Here is a 16,309-nt window from a genome sequence, read left to right on the forward strand (position 1 = left end):
GCTACTTATTTTGTAGCTCGTTGAGATTTGCTTTGATCTCGTGGCGGCCCTCGATTCGGACGCTCATGTTAGGGAGTATTTTAATATAGCCGGTATCTGATAGAACGCGAGCAATAGTGTTACCTTGTTGGACAGTGGGTCTGCCACCTCTGAGGATCATGACGCCGGTATCTCCATCGTAGGTTGCGATTTCGGAGTGTGTGATGATGAGTTTGCCTTCTGAATCTTTGGCTTTGATAACGACATTACCTGTGGCGATGGCTTTATCGAGTCCAGTGAAGCGTGAGAGGTTAGAGGTTTGTGGTGTGACTGTCTCACCGGGGGTGACTTGAGCTTCTTTGGCTTCTGGCACCTTAGGGTCAGCTTTGAGGAGTACCTTGAGTTCGTCATCACAGGTGAGGTGGTACTGTGGGTGGGTAACTACGACATTGCTCTGATAGACTACGGTGCCAGTGATGGCGTCGAAGTACATGCCATTGTCGCAATTGACACTGACTGGGACGGCCTTGGCATCTTTTTGTTTGATGGGGACGGCGTCGAGAGTCGGGGTGGTATTTTCTGCGATAGCACCGACGAGTTGGGTGTGGAGAGATTGTTTTGTTTCGCTCACCTCATTTGCGAGGGAATCTAACTCGTTAATCTCTTTTTGAGCTTGTTGGTCGACGGTGGCGATGGCCTGAGTGGAGGGTTGAGCGAGGGTGTCGATTTCCTTAAGCTCTTCTGCGCTGAGGAGGGCTGGGATGGTAGTCGCGGCAACGGCCATGGCTTTGGTCTTTTGGGACAGTGGACGTGCGGCGAGTGACTTTTTATTCTGAGGCGTACTAACAGTAGAAGTCATCTTTTTATCTATATCAGAGTAGAACAGAGTTTCTGTTTTTCCTAGTAAAAAACCTGTGCGATTTTTCCATTTAAGAATAAGTCCTTGTGCGGCAATATCAAAGGCGTCTCCGCTGATCGTAATATTTTCGACCGAGTGGATAATTCCGTTGAGGTCATTGTAGAAAGCGGTTTTGAGGTGGGTGGTTGCCTGGGGGGAATTTTCTTTGAAGAGGGTGATGTCGACACTGGAGCCTTTCATTTTGTGTTCGGCGAGGATGTCGATGCGTTTGGCGTGGAGGACGGAGGTTGTTTCGTATTGTTTATTGAAACGGGGGATTTTTAGGTTGTGCAAGCTGCTGCCAACTGGGAGGACCTTCATAGCGGGAAGGGTCCGAGGGGCTGGCTCCTGAGCGCCAATGAGAGTGGAGGCGCTAAGGAGGGTGATGGGGAGGGCGATGCTATGAAGGCGCGGGAGCATTAGCAATGGGCAGCTTTGTGAACTGCAATAAGACGGGTGAGGACTTCTTCGATTTCGCTGAGAGGGATTTGGTTAGGGCCGTCTGAGAGTGCTTCAGATGGGTTTGAGTGCACTTCCATGAAGACGCCGTCGACACCGGTGGCTACTGCAGCGCGAGCGAGGACGGGGGCGAGAACGCCATCTCCTCCAGTGGATCCACCGAGGCCGCCTGGTCGTTGGACTGAGTGGGTGGCATCAAAAATAACGCGGATACCTTCTTCTTTCATCCAGTAGAGTGAGCGCATATCAGCGACGAGGTTATTGTATCCGAAGGAGACGCCACGTTCGGTGAGGTAGAAGTCGTCGCAGCCATAGGATTGGAGTTTCTTGGCGATGTTGACGGTATCCCAAGGGGCGAGGAACTGGCCTTTCTTGACGTTGACGGTACGGCCTGTTTTGGCGCAGGCTTCGATGAGGTCAGTTTGGCGGCAGAGGAAGGCGGGGATTTGGAGTAAATCGATATTTTCAGCGGCAATTTCAGCTTCTGCTGGGTTGTGGATATCGGTGGTGACTGGGACGCCGAGTTCCTTAGAGATTTCACCGAGGATGCGGGTGCCTTCATGGACTCCTGGGCCGCGGAACGCATCACCAGAGGTGCGGTTTGCTTTGTCGTAGGAGGCTTTAAAGTACCACTGGATGCCGAGTTTATCGGCAATAGGTTTGAGGGAGCGCGCCATTTCCCAGGCGAAGTCCTCGCTTTCGAGGCCGCATGGTCCGAGGATGAAGAATGGTTGTGTCATGGAGAAGTGAAAATTTAGGATTGCTTGGGTGGGTGCTTAGCCGAGGTCTTTGGCGTTTTGGTAGAGTGCGCGGATATTGGTGAGTGCTTTATTGAGGAGTTCGAGTTCTTCGCCCGACAGATTACCTTTGGATTTTTCGGTGAGCATTTCAAGGGAATCGAGGACAGATTTTGCGGCTTTGAGGTTGATAGATTTTTCACCACTTGAAGGGTGAGGCAGCTGGCCGAGGAAAAGTCCTGCATTTTGGGCTTGGAGGAGCACAAAGTCGTAGAAACGAGGATCGATGTTAGGTGTGTCTGACATAGCAATGTGGAAACGTGTGGATGCGTCAGGCTCGATAAAGCCCTTTGGATGCACTAATTAAATTGTTGTGAGGCAAGAGGCTAGGCTGGTGTGGAGCCTTGGAGGCGGTCTTGTTCACGCTTGAGCCAAGGCTCGATAAAAAATGGGACGATGGGCACCAAAGAGGTGAGGAAGATAAGACCTGCGCGCTTGACGGACCACGAGGCGACTTCCATGGCTTGGAAGAGGAAGAGGCAATAGACGCAGAAGAGACCACCGTGGATCATGCCGGGAATGCGGATTGCGGAGTCATCGCCGAGCATACGCTTGAGGTAGATGGAGCAATAGAGCAGGTAGATGAATGAGAGGGCTTCGAGAATGCTAATGAGGCGGAAGCGGCCCAATGGGCTAGAGAGTTGGAACATGATGGTATGCGAGTTGGTGAGATGGAAGGGTGATGCGGACGGAGCCTGAAACATTGGTGTTACTGATGAAGTAGTTCCGCTCGTTTAGGCGGAAACGCAAGAGGCTTTCTGTATTTTCTGGGGTGAGCATGAGCGTCTTGAGAAGCTTGCCTTCTCTGTCGCGCACTTCGTAGGTGTCGTAGCAGCCTGCTTGTTTTTCCAGATGTCCAGGTTCGACGACTGTGGAGTGCACGCGAGCGAGGTCGAAATCGTTGTATCGGGCAATGACGTTCCCTTCGAGGACGTAGGTTTTGCCGTACTTAGCGGGAATCACAACGGCATTTTGGTCGACCTCATAGTGGAGTTCTTTTACGGCACCGAGGTCTGGTGCGGGTTGCCAGACGCCGCATGCCGTGAGGTTGAGGAAGATGAGTGAGAGGAGGCTGAAGGTGATGGTTTTTGGCATGGGAATCTGGGGTTAGAGGATTTCTTCGATGGGTATTTTGCCGTTGGTGGCGACGATACTCCAGACGTCGGGTTCCCCTTCGACGGGTTTGAGTTCGGTTTTTCCACCAGCGGCTTCGAGTAATAGCTGGCCGGCGGCAATATCCCAGAGAGAAATGCGAGTTTCGACGTAGGCGTCGAGTCTGCCGGTAGCGATGTAGGCCATACCGAGGGCGGCGGAGCCCATCATGCGCATTTTGCGTGCGCGCAGGGAAGCGCGTTTGAAGCGGGCGAGACCAGTTTCGAGTGCTTCCTCTGTCTTGCCACAGCCGACGAAGAGGATGGATTCTTCGAGTTTTGTGCGCGGAGACACGGAGATTTCTTTGCCATTGAGGAGGGCTGGGCCGCCTTTTTCTACTGTCCAGAGGTCATCGAGGGCTGGGTCTAGAATGACCCCGAGAATGAGTTCCTCTTTGTGGCGCAGAGCTATGGAAATGCAGAAGTGGGGGATGCCGTAGAAATAGTTGACGGTGCCATCGATGGGATCGACGATCCATTGGTAATCTGATTCCTGATTCCCAGCGAGCCCCTCTTCACCGTAGATCGCGTGGTCAGGAAATTGCTTGAGCAAGATGCTGGTGATGAGGTCTTGAGACTCGCGGTCAAGGGCAAGCTTGATATCGTGGTGCAGGGCTTCATCGACATTGAGATCTTTGCCGAAGTTCTCCATGAGTAACTCACCTGAGGCGTGTGCTGCTTCGATCGCTGTTTTGAGGAAAGTGCTTGGGGTGGGTGTGCTCATGTCAAACGATGGGTTATTCAGGGTTTTCTAACTGGATGCGTGGGAAGACTGGCTTTGGCTTAGCGACTTCGTGGCCGACTGGGATGAGTCCCCACTGGACTTGATCCAGGGTTAGTTGGCTGAGGTGCTCGGCTTTGAGTTGAGTTTGGATGCGGGCGCAGGCTTCTGGGATGAATGGTTTGAGTAGGACAGAAGCGATGGCGACGACTTCGACCATGTGGTTGAGGACGGCATTGACTTCTTCTGTTTTGGATTCGTCTTTGGCAATTTCCCAGGGCTTGTGCTGTTCGGCATAGACGTTGGCACTGGTGATGAAGCTGATAATGGCTTCGAGCGCGTGTGAGGGCGCATGTTGGTCCATGTGCTCGGAGTATTTTGCGAGAGTGTAGCTCAGGGAATCGCGCAGTTCTTTGCTGGAGGGGTCATCGAAGCTAGAAGCTGTGATGGTGCCGCCGCAATAGCGCTTGGTCATGTTCAGGGCACGGTTACAGAGGTTGCCGAGGTTGTTGGCTAGTTCTGTATTAAAGAGCATGACGAGTCGCTCGATATCGTAGTCCGAATCACGGCCGGTGTGGATGTCACGTACGAGGTAGTAGCGGACAGCATCTTGGCCGAATTGCTCGACGAGGTTGACTGGGTCAACGACATTGCCGAGAGATTTGGACATTTTTTCTGAACCTTCGCCGGATTTGATATTCCACCAGCCGTGCACGAGAAGGGTGGGCATTTCGGTATCTGAGAAGCCCATGGCGCGCAGCATGCATGGCCAATAGATGGAGTGGGACGGCACGAGGATGTCTTTGCCAATGATGTGGAGGTTGGCTGGCCATAGTTGGTCGAAGTCTGGGAGGTCGGAGCCTTCCGCTTTGTTATAGCCGGCAAAGGAGATGTAGTTGATGAGAGCATCGAACCAGACGAAGGTGACGAATTCTGTATCGAAGGGGAGTTCGATGCCCCAGCGGAGTCGTTCTTTTGGACGTGAGATACAGAGGTCGTTGCCTTCTGCGCGCTCGATGGCATTGAGGACATCAGCTCTACGGAAGGATGGGATGACGAAACCTTCGTTGGTGTTGACGAAATCGCGAAGCCAATCGACGTGGTCTGAGAGGCGGAAGTAGTAATTTTCTTCATCGCGTTCTTCGACTTGTCCCCATTCGGGGCCGAACTCACCATTTTCGTCGCGTTCTTTGTCGGTGAGGAATTGTTCCTGACGGATGGAGTAGAACCCTTTGTATTGTTTTTTGTAGATGGCGCCCTCGTCGTAGAGTTTTTGGAGGATTTGTTGGACGCAGGTTTTGTGGAGTGGGTTGATGGTTTCCGCCCAGCCATCGTAGTCGAGTCCGAGTTTTTCCCACGCTGAGGTGAAGCCTTTGGTGACGCGCTTTACGTAGGTGTTGGGGTTGACGCCTTCTTTTTCTGCAGTCTGTTGGACTTTTTGGCCGTGTTGATCCACGCCGGTGAGGAAATAGGACGCTTCGCCTTTTTGTTTGCGGTATCGGTTAAGCACATCGGCGAGTACTTTCTCGTAGGCGTGGCCGATGTGTGGCGAGCCGTTGGTGTAGTCGATAGCGGTGGTGATGTAGTAAGACATTGGAAAGTTAGAAGTTAGATCTGAGAAGTTAGAAGTAAGTAAAAAGTTTACTATGGGTTACCCTTAGCGGTATTGAGCGAAGTTGTGAAAATGGCGGTAAGTTCAGAAGCTTCTTGTTGGAGTGGAGCGACTTTTTCTTGAGGGAGAAGGTTGGTGTCGATTATGAGAGTGAGCCAGAAGTGTGATTCATCGGCTTCTTCCAGCACAATGCCGAGTTTTGCAATAAAGTCTTTTTTTGATTTTCCTCTTCTTGATGCGCGGTAGTTAGCGGCTACTGATGTAGCTGATCTGAATAGTTGGTTAGCTATATGATTGGTCTCACGATCATTCGGAAGAGCCTTGGTAAGCTTAATTACTCGCAGAGCAAACTCATACGTTCTGTCTTCTAGCTTTTTCATTCTCACTTACCTCTAACTTCTCAGATCTAACTTTTCACTTTTGAATTTTGCCGCCTATGCCGAGGATGGTGGCATTTTGTTTTGCGTGTTCGGCTTCTGCGATTTGGCCATCTTGGACGTACATTTGTGAGAGTGCGGTCCAGGCGAGGAGGTCATTGGGTTTAAGGATGGTGGCTTGGATGCCGCAGCCGATGGCTTCTTTGAGCTCTCCGGTTTTCATGAGGGCCATGCCGAGTGCTTGCCAGCCGTCGAAGAATTCTGGGTCGAGTTCGACGCATTTGCGGTAGCCTACGATGGCGTTTTCGAAGTCGCCGATAGCGAGGTCGCCATTGGCGTCGTCGAAGATATCTTGGAGTGATTCAGACATGGTGAGTGAGCGCAAGTCAGCCCGCTGGAGTGGCGGGCTGAACGGTATAGGGAAGTGGCTTAGGTGGTGGGCTTATTGAGCGAGTGGGAGTTTGAGTTCCGCATTGTCTTTAAGTCCAAGGATCCAGGCGTTGAAAGCCACGTATTTGAGTTGGTTGGCAGCTTGATCGACGAGCTGGGTTTCCTTGAGTGCCTCGTCGCCCTCGATGGTGAGTGTGCGGCTTGAGACGTAGATGATGGATGTGGAGTCAGCTGAGCTTGAGAGGTCTTCGGCGACTGTCTTAGGAGCGGTGGTTTGTGCGATGCGGAAGAAGTCAGCAGCATTCGCTTGGTCAGCCGGCGGTGTGGCAGTGGTGAATGGTGCGATGTTTGTGGCGGTGAGGGAAGCTTCGGTAGCTGCCTCAGTGAAGGATTTGCCGGCGGCAACCGCTTCTGTGAGCTTGGATTTTGCGTCTTCGGCGGCTTTGGTCATGGCCTCGGTAGCGAGTTTCGTGATGAGGTCGGCTTTAGCGTCCTCTTTAGCGGCTTCGAATTCTTTAACCTTTGGTTGGATGTCTTCATCGAGGCGGATGGCGATATGGCCATCGCGACCGACGCCAAAGTTTTGGATATTGTAGATGAGTTCGGAGCTCATTTTCATTCCGAAGATTGCTTGGGAGATGCTGGTGCCGGGCTGTGCATTTTTGATGGTGAGAGAAGCGAGCTCGGCGGGGAGTGCGTCAGCAGTGAAGGTTTCGGTGGTGACGATTTTGAGGTCTTCGCCAGCGTCTTCTTGAGCCGCCTTAGCAGCTTTGTCGAAGTCTTGGCCTTCAGATTCCTCTACTTCGAAGAGGAAGTCGTCGAAGATACCGGTGAGGATATTGGTGTGGTTTTTGCGTTGCTCATCCCAAGCAGCTTTTTTCTCTTGGTACTCGATGTTTTGTTTTGCGACTTCAGCAGGGTCGGCATCTGGAGTAGGAGTTGGGCGTTTTGGTTCATCTGAGTCATCGAGATGGGTAAGGACGTAGGTCAGTTTGACCTGGCGGTCGGTTTTGTATTTGTCCTTGTGCGTTTCCCAGTAGGCTTTGATTTCCTCATCGCTAGGGGCGAGGTCTTTTTTGTAGTCGTTGAGTTTGAAGGTGACGACGTCCATGCCAATGGATTGGCGGTTGAGTTTGTCAGCTGTGATGGTTTGGGATGCGGAGGGGGTGAGTCCGCCGCCGATGAGGTCGCGTGTTTTCGTGAAGACGATGTATTCAGCGACGAGTTGCTGGAAGTCTCTTTCTTTGAGGCCGAGGTTGCCGAGGCTATCGATGTAGTTTTGGTACATGGTGGCATCAAAGGCACCATCACGGCCTTGGAACATGTTGTCTTCGATGTATTTGGCAGCAGCTTCAGGTGAGGAATAGAGACCGAGTTTCTCGGCGCCTTGCTTGAGGAGGATGCGGTTGGTGACGAAGTTAATGTAGCTTTGGCTTTCTGAGTTTGCTGCGCCGGTGAGGGTACGGGCAAAGTCTGAGAGCTTAAAGAAGTCGTTGAAGTTTTGGGCTTGGCCGAGGCGCTGGATTGCGGAGACGGTGTTTTGGCCTTCTTTGCGGAAGTCGTTGCGGTCGAGACCGACGCCATTGACGTTCATGAAGCCATTGCCGATGCCGCTATGGCCACTGCCAGTCTGGTTCATTGTGACAACGAGGCCTGCTGCGAGCAGGACAATGACGACCGCCATGAGGCCGGTGTATTTACGCATGTTTTCGATCATGATCTGTGGCGTGGTATCAGTTAGATGGTAGTGTGCCTCACTGGGCACAGTAAGCCGCAAGGGGTTTTAGGGGCAGAAATCCTAAGCTTCAACTGTGAAATGAGGTTTTTTGGGTGTTCGTGAGGCGTTGATTAGCGTGATTGGCGGGTGAGGAGGGCGGCGTAGGCGCCGTCTGTGTGGTGGGTGGCTGGGTGGATTTGTTGTTCTTCAGCCAGTGTGAGCTCTGGGTGGTCCTCAAGGAAGGTATGGATGAGTTTGGTATTCTCCTCTGCTTCGATCGAGCAAGTTGAGTAGATGAGTCGGCCACCGGGTTTGAGGCAAGCCAGCGCATGCTTGAGGATCGCTTGTTGGATGTGGGTGATTTCGGTAATATTTTCAGGGGTCATGCGCCATCGGGCATCGACGCGCTTGCGCATAACTCCGGTGTTAGAGCATGGGACATCAAGGAGGATGGCATCGAATTGTTGGTGCCATTTTTCCGGTGGTGGACAGGTCCAATCCCATTCTTCAGTGGTGGCGATATTGATGCCGAGGCGTTCGAGGTTGCGCTGGAGGCGCGGGAGGCGTTTGGCGTTTGAGTCGGTGCAGAGAAGGGATCCAGCGTTCTGCATGAGGGCTGCAATTTGGGTGGATTTCCCCCCTGGGGCAGCGCAGGCATCGAGGATGGACTCGCCGTTGCGTGGCTGCATGAGTTCGACTGAGTGGGTGGTGGCCGGGTCTTGGATGTAGATGAGCCCCTCATCAATCCACTCGCGAGGTGGGAGACCATTGGTGGTGAAGAAGTCGGGGTGGTCAGCGAGCGGTTTTACTTTGTTAGAGAGTTCAACAATGGAACGGCCATGGGGTTTGAGGGGGTTGAGGCGGAAGGTGGTGAGGGAGGGTTGTTGGTTCCACTCGAGGAGCTGGGTGGTGGCAGCTTCACCGTATTGTTGGGTCCAGCGGTCGACGAGCCAATCTGGGTGGGAGAGGCGGATGGCGATGGGTTGGGAATCCGCTAGTGATTTAAGCGTATCGCGCTCCCGGATAGCTTTGCGAAGGAGGGCATTGATGAGGCCGCGGATACCTTTGCGTGCTGAGTTGACGGTTTCATTGACCGCAGCGTGGTCGGGCAGTCCCATGAGGTAGAGTTGGAAGAGGCCCACGCGCAGGTGGCAGCGCACTTGCATATCGATTTTACCATCGCGTAGTTGGGAGATCCAGAAGTCTAACAACCGCTTATTTCTGATGCATCCCAGGAGGAGGGCGTTGAGGAGGTTGCGGTCTTCGCGTGAGACTTTGTAGTGTCTGGAGGCGGAGTCGACGAGGGTTTCGGCATAGACGAATCCTTCTTCCCATTCTTCGAGAGCTTCTGATGCGAGGCGGCGGATATTGATGCTCATGATGTTGGGTGTGCGAGTTGCTTGATTTCTGATTGAAGGTTCGATTGTGCTTGGGCTTGCCAGGCATTTCTACCGTGTTCGGTGTGGTAGATATTTTCTCTTTGGAGGAAGTTGTTGAGGACTTGGGTACGTTTTTGTTGGTAGGTTTCTGGGTCTACCCAGTCGTACTCGGAGCGGATTGCAGTAGCGTAGTTCGTGTAGGTTTCAGGAGTGGCGCCGAGGATGGAGAGGTCGATGTCGCAGATGATTTCTTCTGAGCGCATGCCTGAAGCTTCCTTGTGTTCGGTGGCCATGATGAGGGCGATGGCTTCGGTTTCAAGGGCGTGGCCACGGATGAAGTGAGTTAGGAGTGCTGCGCTGGAGTCTTCATTATCGGCTCTGCGGCTATCGTAGATGATGTCGTGGAACCAGATGGCGAGTTCGATGGCGTCACGGGCTGAGTCGGTGGGCTTATCTGGCCAGTCGTCGAATTTCTCGAGGCAATCAGCGACGTGGTGGATGTTATGATAGGTGCGTTCTGGGCTGGTGTGGAGGGTGGCAATGGCATCCCACATTTTGTGAGGGTGTGGGAGCTGGGTGCGGTTCGCGAAGAGCGACCAACGGGATTCTAACAATGGGAGTATGGAGTCGTTTTGAAGCAAGGGAGGGAATGAGAGTTATCCGCCAGCGGCGATTGTAATGATCTCAATGGAATCGTTATCGTTGAGTGTAGTGTTAGGGTAATCGCGTGGGAAGAGAGCGACTTTATTGTGTTCAACGACGACGGGTTTGGTATCGAGACCGAGTTCTTTAAGCAGGCCGCTGATTGTGTTATCCGCGGGGAGTGGGTGGTCTTTACCGTTGAGTGTGAGCATAGGTGTTAGGATGAGTTAGGGATTGAGGATGGCTTCATCCCAGTCTTTCCAGACGGCTTCGTATCCTTTGGAATCGAGGAGGGCAGCGATTTGTGAGGCGCTACGTTTATCATCGATAGTGAATTGTTCGGTAGCTTTTTGGCACGGTTTGCGTTCTTCGATTTCTACGCGGCGGCCTTTGACAGTGAGGTGGAGGTCGTCGTGGCCTGCGCCGGTATAGCCGCCGGGTTCGGTTTGTGAGCCTGCGGACATGTGGGTGACACCGAGGGGGATCATGGCGTCACGCAGGGGGGCCGGTTCACGGGTGGAGAGAACGATATTCACATGTGGGAAGCAGATACGAAATGCGGTGGTGAGCTGTACGAAGGAACGGTCGTCGAGGAAGAGCTCGGGGTCTGGGGAGTATTGGTAATTTCCAGCGTAGGGTCGCATGCGTGGGAAGGCGACGCTGAAGCTTGCTTTCCAGCAATGTTTGTAGAGGTACTCGAGGTGAGCAGCTAGGGCGAGTGCTTCTTGGCGCCAGGGTGCGAGGCCGAAGAGGGCGCCGATACCGATTCTGCGGAAGCCGCCGGCATAGGCGCGCTCTGGGCATTCGAGTCGCCAGTCAAAGTTCTTTTTGGGTCCTGCGGTGTGGAGTTTGCTATAGACTTCGCGGACGTAGGTTTCTTGGTAGACGATAAGTCCTTCACCGCCGTGGTCTACAATTTCAGCGTACTGGTGGTCTTCCATGGGGCCCACTTCGATGGCGATAGTGGGGATGAATGACTTGATGGCATCGATACAATCTTGGAGGTAGCCGTCGGAGACAAACTTGGGGTGTTCGCCAGCTACAAGGAGGATGTTGCGGAATCCGAGTGCGTGGAGGTGGCGCGCCTCGGTGACGACTTGGTCGATGGTGAGGGTGGTGCGCAGGATGGGGTTGTCTCGGGAGAAGCCACAGTAGCTACAATTGTTGATGCATTCATTCGATACATAGAGGGGGGCGAAGAGGCGCATGGTTTTGCCGAAGTTGCGCTGGGTGATGGTGCGCGCTTCAACGGCCATGGCCTCTAGGTGCTCGTTAGAGGTGGGAGCGATGAGTCTCTCGAACTTTTTGAGGAGAGGTGACTTCGACTCGGGGAGCTGGTTAAATGTATCGACGAAGGACAAGAGGAACTGGAAGTTGGTAGTTTGAGCTTATGCTTCGATGACGTCGCTGTCAGTGGAGGCGACGAGGTTGAGGTAGGACTGAATGCCATCTGCTGGATTATTGGCACGCATGAGGGATTCGCCCACGAGGATGGCATTGGCGCCAGCATTGAGGACGCGTTGGCCGTCGGCAGTGGTTTTGATACCGGACTCAGAAACTAGGAGGACATCATCGGGGACTTCATCGACGAGTTGTTCGGTGGTAGCGAGGTCCGTGGTGAAGGTTTTGAGGTTGCGGTTATTGACGCCGATGAGGTCGGCACCGAGGTCGAGTGCGCGTTCCATCTCTGGGAGGTCGTGAACTTCGACGAGGACGTCGAGTTGGAAAGTGCGGGCGATATCGTAGAGTTTTTTCAATTCTTCATCGTTGAGGCCGGCGACGATGAGGAGGATGGCGTCGGCACCTGAGACGACGGCTTCGTAGATCTGGACTTCGTGGACCATGAAGTCTTTACGCAAGCAGGGGATGGGGGATTCCTTCGCAATTTGTGCGAGGTAGGAGAGGTGGCCCTTGAAGTATTTCTCATCGGTGAGGATGGACATACAGGAAGCGCCGCCGTCGATGTACATGCGGGCTTGGCGGACGGGGTCGAAATTTGGGTCGATGATGCCGGCGGATGGGGAAGCTTTTTTAACTTCAGCGATAACGCCGAGGTGGTCAGGTCCACGGTCAAGAGCGCTGCGGAAGCCGCGGAACTCATTGCGTTCTAGGGCGGCAGCTTTAAGCTTTTGCATGCGCGGGATCACGGCTTCGACTTCGAGCCGTTTGTGATTCATGATTTCGGTCAGTTTGTCCACGCGCGGAATGTAGGAGGCTCAGAGGGAATTGGAAACTGCAATTTTGAGAAATCGGCGGGAATTTTTGGTGGGTAGGGTGGCAGCAAAAAAGGCACGGGAGACGGATGCTCACGTGCCTTTTATTGGGAAGAGATTCTTCCAGCTTTTACAGGTCAATGGTTATGACTTGTAACGAAGACGCTTCTTGTGACGATTTGCCTTCGAGCGCTTGGAGCGCTTGTGCTTGTTGATTTTGGCCTTACGGCGCTTTTTTAGGCTACCCATAATTTTTGGTTGGTTACGGTTTGATTAGATTGGATGCGAACTTAGCGAACGAGTTTGTTGAGTGGGTATTCGATGATACCTTCAGCGCCAAGGTCTTTGAGAGTGGGGATAATTTTACGTGAGACGGTTTCTTCGATCACGGTTTCGACTGCGACCCAGCCATCTTCAGCGAGTTGTGAGACAGTTGGTCGGCGGAGGGAAGGTAGAGTATCGATGACCTCTTGCAAGGATTTTTCTGGGAGGTTCATTTTGAGACCTACCTTATCGCGGGCGTCGAGAGCACCTTTGAGCATGAGGACGAGGCGCTCCATTTTACCACGTTTCCATTCATCTTCGTGGGCGTCCTTGGAGGAATAGAAGTGTGGGAAGGATGTGAGGAGGGTGTCTACGATGCGCAGTTTGTTTGCACGGATGGAGTTGCCAGTTTCGGTGACGTCGACGATTGCGTCGACGAGGTCAGGGACCTTGACTTCGGTGGCACCCCAGGAGAATTCGATGTCAGCCTTGACGCCTTTTTCTTCGAGGTAGCGCTCGGTGATGCCGACGCCTTCAGTGGCGATGCGTTTTCCTTCGAGGTCTTGGACGGTTTGGATTGGAGAGTTTTCAGGGACGACGAGGACCCATTTGGTTGGGCGAGTGGTGGCGCGTGAGTATGGGAGCTCGGCGAGGTCGACGAGGTCCGCACGGTTTTCGTAGGCCCAGTCGAGGCCGGTGATGCCACAGTCGAGGAATCCGGAGTCGATATAGCCGGCAATTTCTTGTGCGCGGATCATGTAGATATCGAGCTCTGAGTCATCTGATGATGGACGCAAGCCACGGCTGGAAGTGTAGACATTGTAGCCTGCTTTTTCCAGAAGCTTGAGAGTTGGGTCTTGGAGTGACCCTTTAGGAAGTGCGATTTTCAGTTTGTTTGCCATGGCTTTAGAAGAAGCTTTGGGACGCGGCTTATGGAGGGCTTAGCCTCAAGAATCAAGGCATTTTTAGCCAATCTTGCAGATTGGTGGATTTGGCCGTGGAAGTGGGGTGGGTTTAGGTATCGAATGTGACGCCTTGGGCGAGTGGCATGTCGGCACCGAAATTGATGGTATTGGTGGTGCGGCGCATATAATTTTTCCAAGCATCGGAGCCGGATTCACGTCCGCCACCGGTTTCTTTTTCGCCACCGAATGCGCCGCCTATTTCTGCGCCGCTGGTGCCGATATTGACATTGGCGATTCCGCAGTCGGAGCCTGCAGGGCTGAGGAAGTATTCAGCTTCTTGGAGTTGGTTGGTGAAGATGCTGCTGGCGAGGCCTTGTGGGACATCATTTTGTTGGGAGATTGCGTCACCGAGGTCGGAGTAGGTGGTAATATAGAGTATTGGGCTGAAGGTTTCTTGCTGCATGATGGGCGAGCGGGGGGGCATTTTCAGGATGGTGGGGGCAACGTAGTGTCCGCCTTCTGGATAGACCGAGTCGCAGGAATGAGGGGTGAGCAGTTCACCACCTTCGGCAAGAGCTTGCTGGATGGCGGCGTGATGAGAGGCAACAGCGGGGGCGTCGATGAGGGGGCCAACGAGGGTGGAGGCATCCCTTGGGTCGCCAATGTTGAGGGTGGTGTAGACCTTGGTGAGTTTGTTGCAGAGGGAGGTGGCGATGGAGGGGTGGAGGATGAGGCGTCTGAGGGTGGTGCAGCGTTGGCCTGCGGTGCCGACGGCGGAGAAGAGGATGGCGCGGAGAGCGAGGTCTAGGTTGGCGTGTTCGGTGACGATCATTGCATTGTTTCCACCGAGTTCAAGCAAGCTTCTGCCGAAGCGGGAGGCGACGGTGGTGCCGACGTCGCGCCCCATCGCGACGCTGCCTGTGGCGCTGACGAGGGGGCAGGTCGGGTGGCTGGCTAGTTGTTTGCCGACATCATTTCTGCCGATAATGACGGAGCTCAAGGCGGGAGGGGCTTGGGGAGTATTTTGGATGCATTGCTCCAGCAGATTGTGGCAGGCGACGGCGCAGAGTGGGGCTTTATGTGAGGGTTTCCAGATGATGGGGTTGCCACAGATGAGGGCGAGAGTGGCATTCCATGCCCAGACGGCGACTGGGAAGTTAAAGGCGGTGATGATGGCGACTGGCCCGAGCGGGTGCCATTGTTCCATGAGGCGGTGATTTGGGCGTTCGGTGGCGATGGTGAGTCCATGGAGTTGGCGGCTGAGGCCGAGGGCGAACTCGCAGATATCGATCATTTCTTGGACTTCGCCGAGTGCTTCGCTGTGGATTTTGCCAACCTCGAGGGTGATGAGTGCGGCGAGGGCCTGTTGGTGGTGGCGGAGTTGTTCGGAGAAGCGTCTGATGAGTTGGCCGCGGACTGGGGCGGGGACTTGGCGCCATTGCTTGAAGGCGGTGGGGAGTTTGTCGAGTACTTGGGAAGTGTTCTCTGGAGAGGCGAGGTGCACCTGAGCAATTTGCGAAGCATCGATCGGGCTTTCGGCGGGGATGGTGGGTCCGTGGTGTTCGTGTGGGAGGAGGGAACAGAGGATACTAGGGTTAGTAGCGGTGATGCCGAGGTCTGAGATGGAGCTGGAACTGGGATTAGACATGCGAGGAGTGGGTTTAGTTTGAGGCAATGATGGCGGAGGGCTGGGTGACCTGTGCACTTTCGGTATTGCCTAGTTCGAAGTATTTGCCGAAGCGGTTCTTGAGGAAGTCAGTGAGGGGGATGTCTTCCTGGTGGATGAGGCCTGATTGGTTCGGGGTGGGTGCGAGTTGGGTGAGGTCGACCACGGCGCAGAGGCTTGCGGCGGTGGTGAACTGGATGGCTGAGAGGTGTTTGCCATCGAGTTGGGTGTGGTAGATTTTGCGCGCATCACTGAGTTGGATCAGTTTTCCCTCTTTGGTCCCAGTGACATTGCAGAAGCTGAGGACGTAGTCTTGTTCGGTGCTGGGGATGGCATTTTCCATGAGCTCGCAGAGCAGCCCACGGCGGGACTCAAACTTGAGGTCGTGGAGGAGAAAGCGGATGAGGTCGCGATGGCCTGGGTAGCGGATAGTTTTGTAGTCAATGTGACGTGCTTGGGTGAGTAGGGACGAGCACAGTGAGCCGACGCCACCGGAGGTGTGGAAGGCTTCGTAGCGGGTGCCGTCGATGGAGAGTGATTCGAGTTCGGAGAGAGCGGGTACTGAGTGCAGTTTGCCGTCTTGGAGGATTTGGCAGGGTTGGCAGTATTCGTTGATGAGGCCCAGTGTTGACCAGGTGAGGTTGTACTTGAGGGCATTTGTTGGATAGAGTGGCAGAGCGCCAACGCGCATAGAAATGGAATCGACTGTGTCGAATTGTTCAGCGAGGTGTTTGGCGACGATGGCGATGAAGCCCGGGGCGAGCCCGCACTGCGGTACGAAGATTTGTGGAGGCGAGGAGGATTGAGCAAGTTCAGCAATGTGTGTGCTGACTTCGGTATCTTCAGTGAGGTCGTAGTAGCTGAGTTTGTTTCGTTGTGCTGCCTGCGCAATAGTTGGGCAGAGTGGGTATGCTAGGGCGCTGATGACGGCGACTTTGTCCTGCATGGCGCGGTCTAATGCCTGTGGGTCTGAGACATCGAGTGGGAGGGTGGCGCGGATATTGGGGAGGGACTTGAGTTGGGATAGGCGTTGTGTGGAGAGGTCCGCTAGGGTGAGGTGGTAGTCGTGGGTTTTAGCCAGCATCCTGGCGATGGTGGTGCCAATTTTGCCACAGCCAATGAGGAGGATTTCTCGCATA

At 53.9% G+C, this 16,309-nt stretch carries 19 protein-coding genes; all 19 read right to left on the reverse strand.

Features of this window, described 5'->3' with window-relative positions:
• Nucleotide 1 precedes the first annotated feature (1 nt).
• Entirely contained in the window at nucleotides 2-1,297 is a 1,296-nt protein-coding gene (locus tag ACFSW8_RS00990; RefSeq protein WP_377091167.1) for a hypothetical protein, read from the reverse strand.
• Nucleotides 1,297-2,097: a 3-deoxy-8-phosphooctulonate synthase gene (gene kdsA, locus ACFSW8_RS00995; RefSeq protein WP_377091611.1), complete on the reverse strand. Its 801-nt coding sequence runs from the start codon at nucleotides 2,095-2,097 to the stop codon at nucleotides 1,297-1,299. The genes ACFSW8_RS00990 and kdsA overlap by 1 nt, the downstream gene beginning before the upstream one ends.
• A gap of 15 nt (nucleotides 2,098-2,112) precedes the next feature.
• Nucleotides 2,113-2,379 carry a DUF1844 domain-containing protein gene (locus tag ACFSW8_RS01000; protein ID WP_377177220.1) on the reverse strand — a complete coding sequence of 89 codons (267 nt, stop codon included), beginning with the start codon at nucleotides 2,377-2,379 and terminating at the stop codon, nucleotides 2,113-2,115.
• A gap of 80 nt (nucleotides 2,380-2,459) precedes the next feature.
• Nucleotides 2,460-2,783 carry a DUF3817 domain-containing protein gene (locus tag ACFSW8_RS01005; RefSeq protein WP_377177222.1) on the reverse strand — a complete coding sequence of 108 codons (324 nt, stop codon included), beginning with the start codon at nucleotides 2,781-2,783 and terminating at the stop codon, nucleotides 2,460-2,462.
• Nucleotides 2,767-3,228 carry a hypothetical protein gene (locus tag ACFSW8_RS01010; protein WP_377091164.1) on the reverse strand — a complete coding sequence of 154 codons (462 nt, stop codon included), beginning with the start codon at nucleotides 3,226-3,228 and terminating at the stop codon, nucleotides 2,767-2,769. The genes ACFSW8_RS01005 and ACFSW8_RS01010 overlap by 17 nt, the downstream gene beginning before the upstream one ends.
• 12 nt (nucleotides 3,229-3,240) lie before the next feature.
• The gene (locus ACFSW8_RS01015) at nucleotides 3,241-4,008 is read right to left on the reverse strand and encodes an inositol monophosphatase family protein (protein ID WP_377091163.1); all 768 of its coding nucleotides are present in this window, start codon (nucleotides 4,006-4,008) and stop codon (nucleotides 3,241-3,243) included.
• Between the two features lie 13 nt (nucleotides 4,009-4,021).
• The gene (gene metG, locus ACFSW8_RS01020) at nucleotides 4,022-5,599 is read right to left on the reverse strand and encodes a methionine--tRNA ligase (RefSeq protein WP_377091162.1); all 1,578 of its coding nucleotides are present in this window, start codon (nucleotides 5,597-5,599) and stop codon (nucleotides 4,022-4,024) included.
• A gap of 50 nt (nucleotides 5,600-5,649) precedes the next feature.
• Entirely contained in the window at nucleotides 5,650-5,997 is a 348-nt protein-coding gene (locus ACFSW8_RS01025) for a four helix bundle protein (protein WP_377091161.1), read from the reverse strand.
• Nucleotides 5,998-6,031: 34 nt separating this feature from the next.
• Entirely contained in the window at nucleotides 6,032-6,364 is a 333-nt protein-coding gene (locus ACFSW8_RS01030; protein ID WP_377091160.1) for a tetratricopeptide repeat protein, read from the reverse strand.
• A 72-nt stretch (nucleotides 6,365-6,436) separates the two neighbouring features.
• A complete protein-coding gene (locus ACFSW8_RS01035; RefSeq protein ID WP_377177224.1) occupies nucleotides 6,437-8,101 on the reverse strand; it encodes a SurA N-terminal domain-containing protein in 1,665 nt (554 codons plus the stop codon).
• Between the two features lie 131 nt (nucleotides 8,102-8,232).
• On the reverse strand, nucleotides 8,233-9,480 hold the full coding sequence (gene rsmB / locus ACFSW8_RS01040) for a 16S rRNA (cytosine(967)-C(5))-methyltransferase RsmB (protein ID WP_377091158.1): 1,248 nt from the start codon (nucleotides 9,478-9,480) through the stop codon (nucleotides 8,233-8,235).
• A complete protein-coding gene (locus tag ACFSW8_RS01045; protein ID WP_377091157.1) occupies nucleotides 9,477-10,121 on the reverse strand; it encodes an HD domain-containing protein in 645 nt (214 codons plus the stop codon). The genes rsmB and ACFSW8_RS01045 overlap by 4 nt, the downstream gene beginning before the upstream one ends.
• A 15-nt stretch (nucleotides 10,122-10,136) precedes the next feature.
• On the reverse strand, nucleotides 10,137-10,334 hold the full coding sequence (thiS, locus tag ACFSW8_RS01050) for a sulfur carrier protein ThiS (RefSeq protein ID WP_377091156.1): 198 nt from the start codon (nucleotides 10,332-10,334) through the stop codon (nucleotides 10,137-10,139).
• A gap of 15 nt (nucleotides 10,335-10,349) precedes the next feature.
• Nucleotides 10,350-11,483 (reverse strand): 2-iminoacetate synthase ThiH, encoded by a 1,134-nt coding sequence (thiH, locus tag ACFSW8_RS01055; RefSeq protein ID WP_377177226.1) that lies wholly within the window; start codon nucleotides 11,481-11,483, stop codon nucleotides 10,350-10,352.
• Between the two features lie 27 nt (nucleotides 11,484-11,510).
• Nucleotides 11,511-12,299, reverse strand: a complete 789-nt coding sequence (gene trpC / locus ACFSW8_RS01060) for an indole-3-glycerol phosphate synthase TrpC (protein ID WP_377091153.1) — start codon at nucleotides 12,297-12,299, stop codon at nucleotides 11,511-11,513.
• 180 nt (nucleotides 12,300-12,479) lie between these two features.
• Entirely contained in the window at nucleotides 12,480-12,584 is a 105-nt protein-coding gene (locus tag ACFSW8_RS01065; RefSeq protein WP_018969326.1) for an AURKAIP1/COX24 domain-containing protein, read from the reverse strand.
• Nucleotides 12,585-12,625: 41 nt separating this feature from the next.
• Nucleotides 12,626-13,501: an ATP phosphoribosyltransferase gene (gene hisG, locus ACFSW8_RS01070; RefSeq protein WP_377091151.1), complete on the reverse strand. Its 876-nt coding sequence runs from the start codon at nucleotides 13,499-13,501 to the stop codon at nucleotides 12,626-12,628.
• A gap of 112 nt (nucleotides 13,502-13,613) precedes the next feature.
• Nucleotides 13,614-15,152, reverse strand: coding sequence for an L-piperidine-6-carboxylate dehydrogenase (gene amaB / locus ACFSW8_RS01075; RefSeq protein ID WP_377091149.1), 1,539 nt, complete (start codon nucleotides 15,150-15,152; stop codon nucleotides 13,614-13,616).
• A gap of 13 nt (nucleotides 15,153-15,165) precedes the next feature.
• A complete protein-coding gene (locus ACFSW8_RS01080) occupies nucleotides 15,166-16,308 on the reverse strand; it encodes a saccharopine dehydrogenase family protein (RefSeq protein ID WP_377091609.1) in 1,143 nt (380 codons plus the stop codon).
• Nucleotide 16,309: the final 1 nt, after the last annotated feature.

It is taken from the genome of Rubritalea tangerina (assembly GCF_042683245.1).
Classification (GTDB): domain Bacteria; phylum Verrucomicrobiota; class Verrucomicrobiia; order Verrucomicrobiales; family Akkermansiaceae; genus Rubritalea; species Rubritalea tangerina.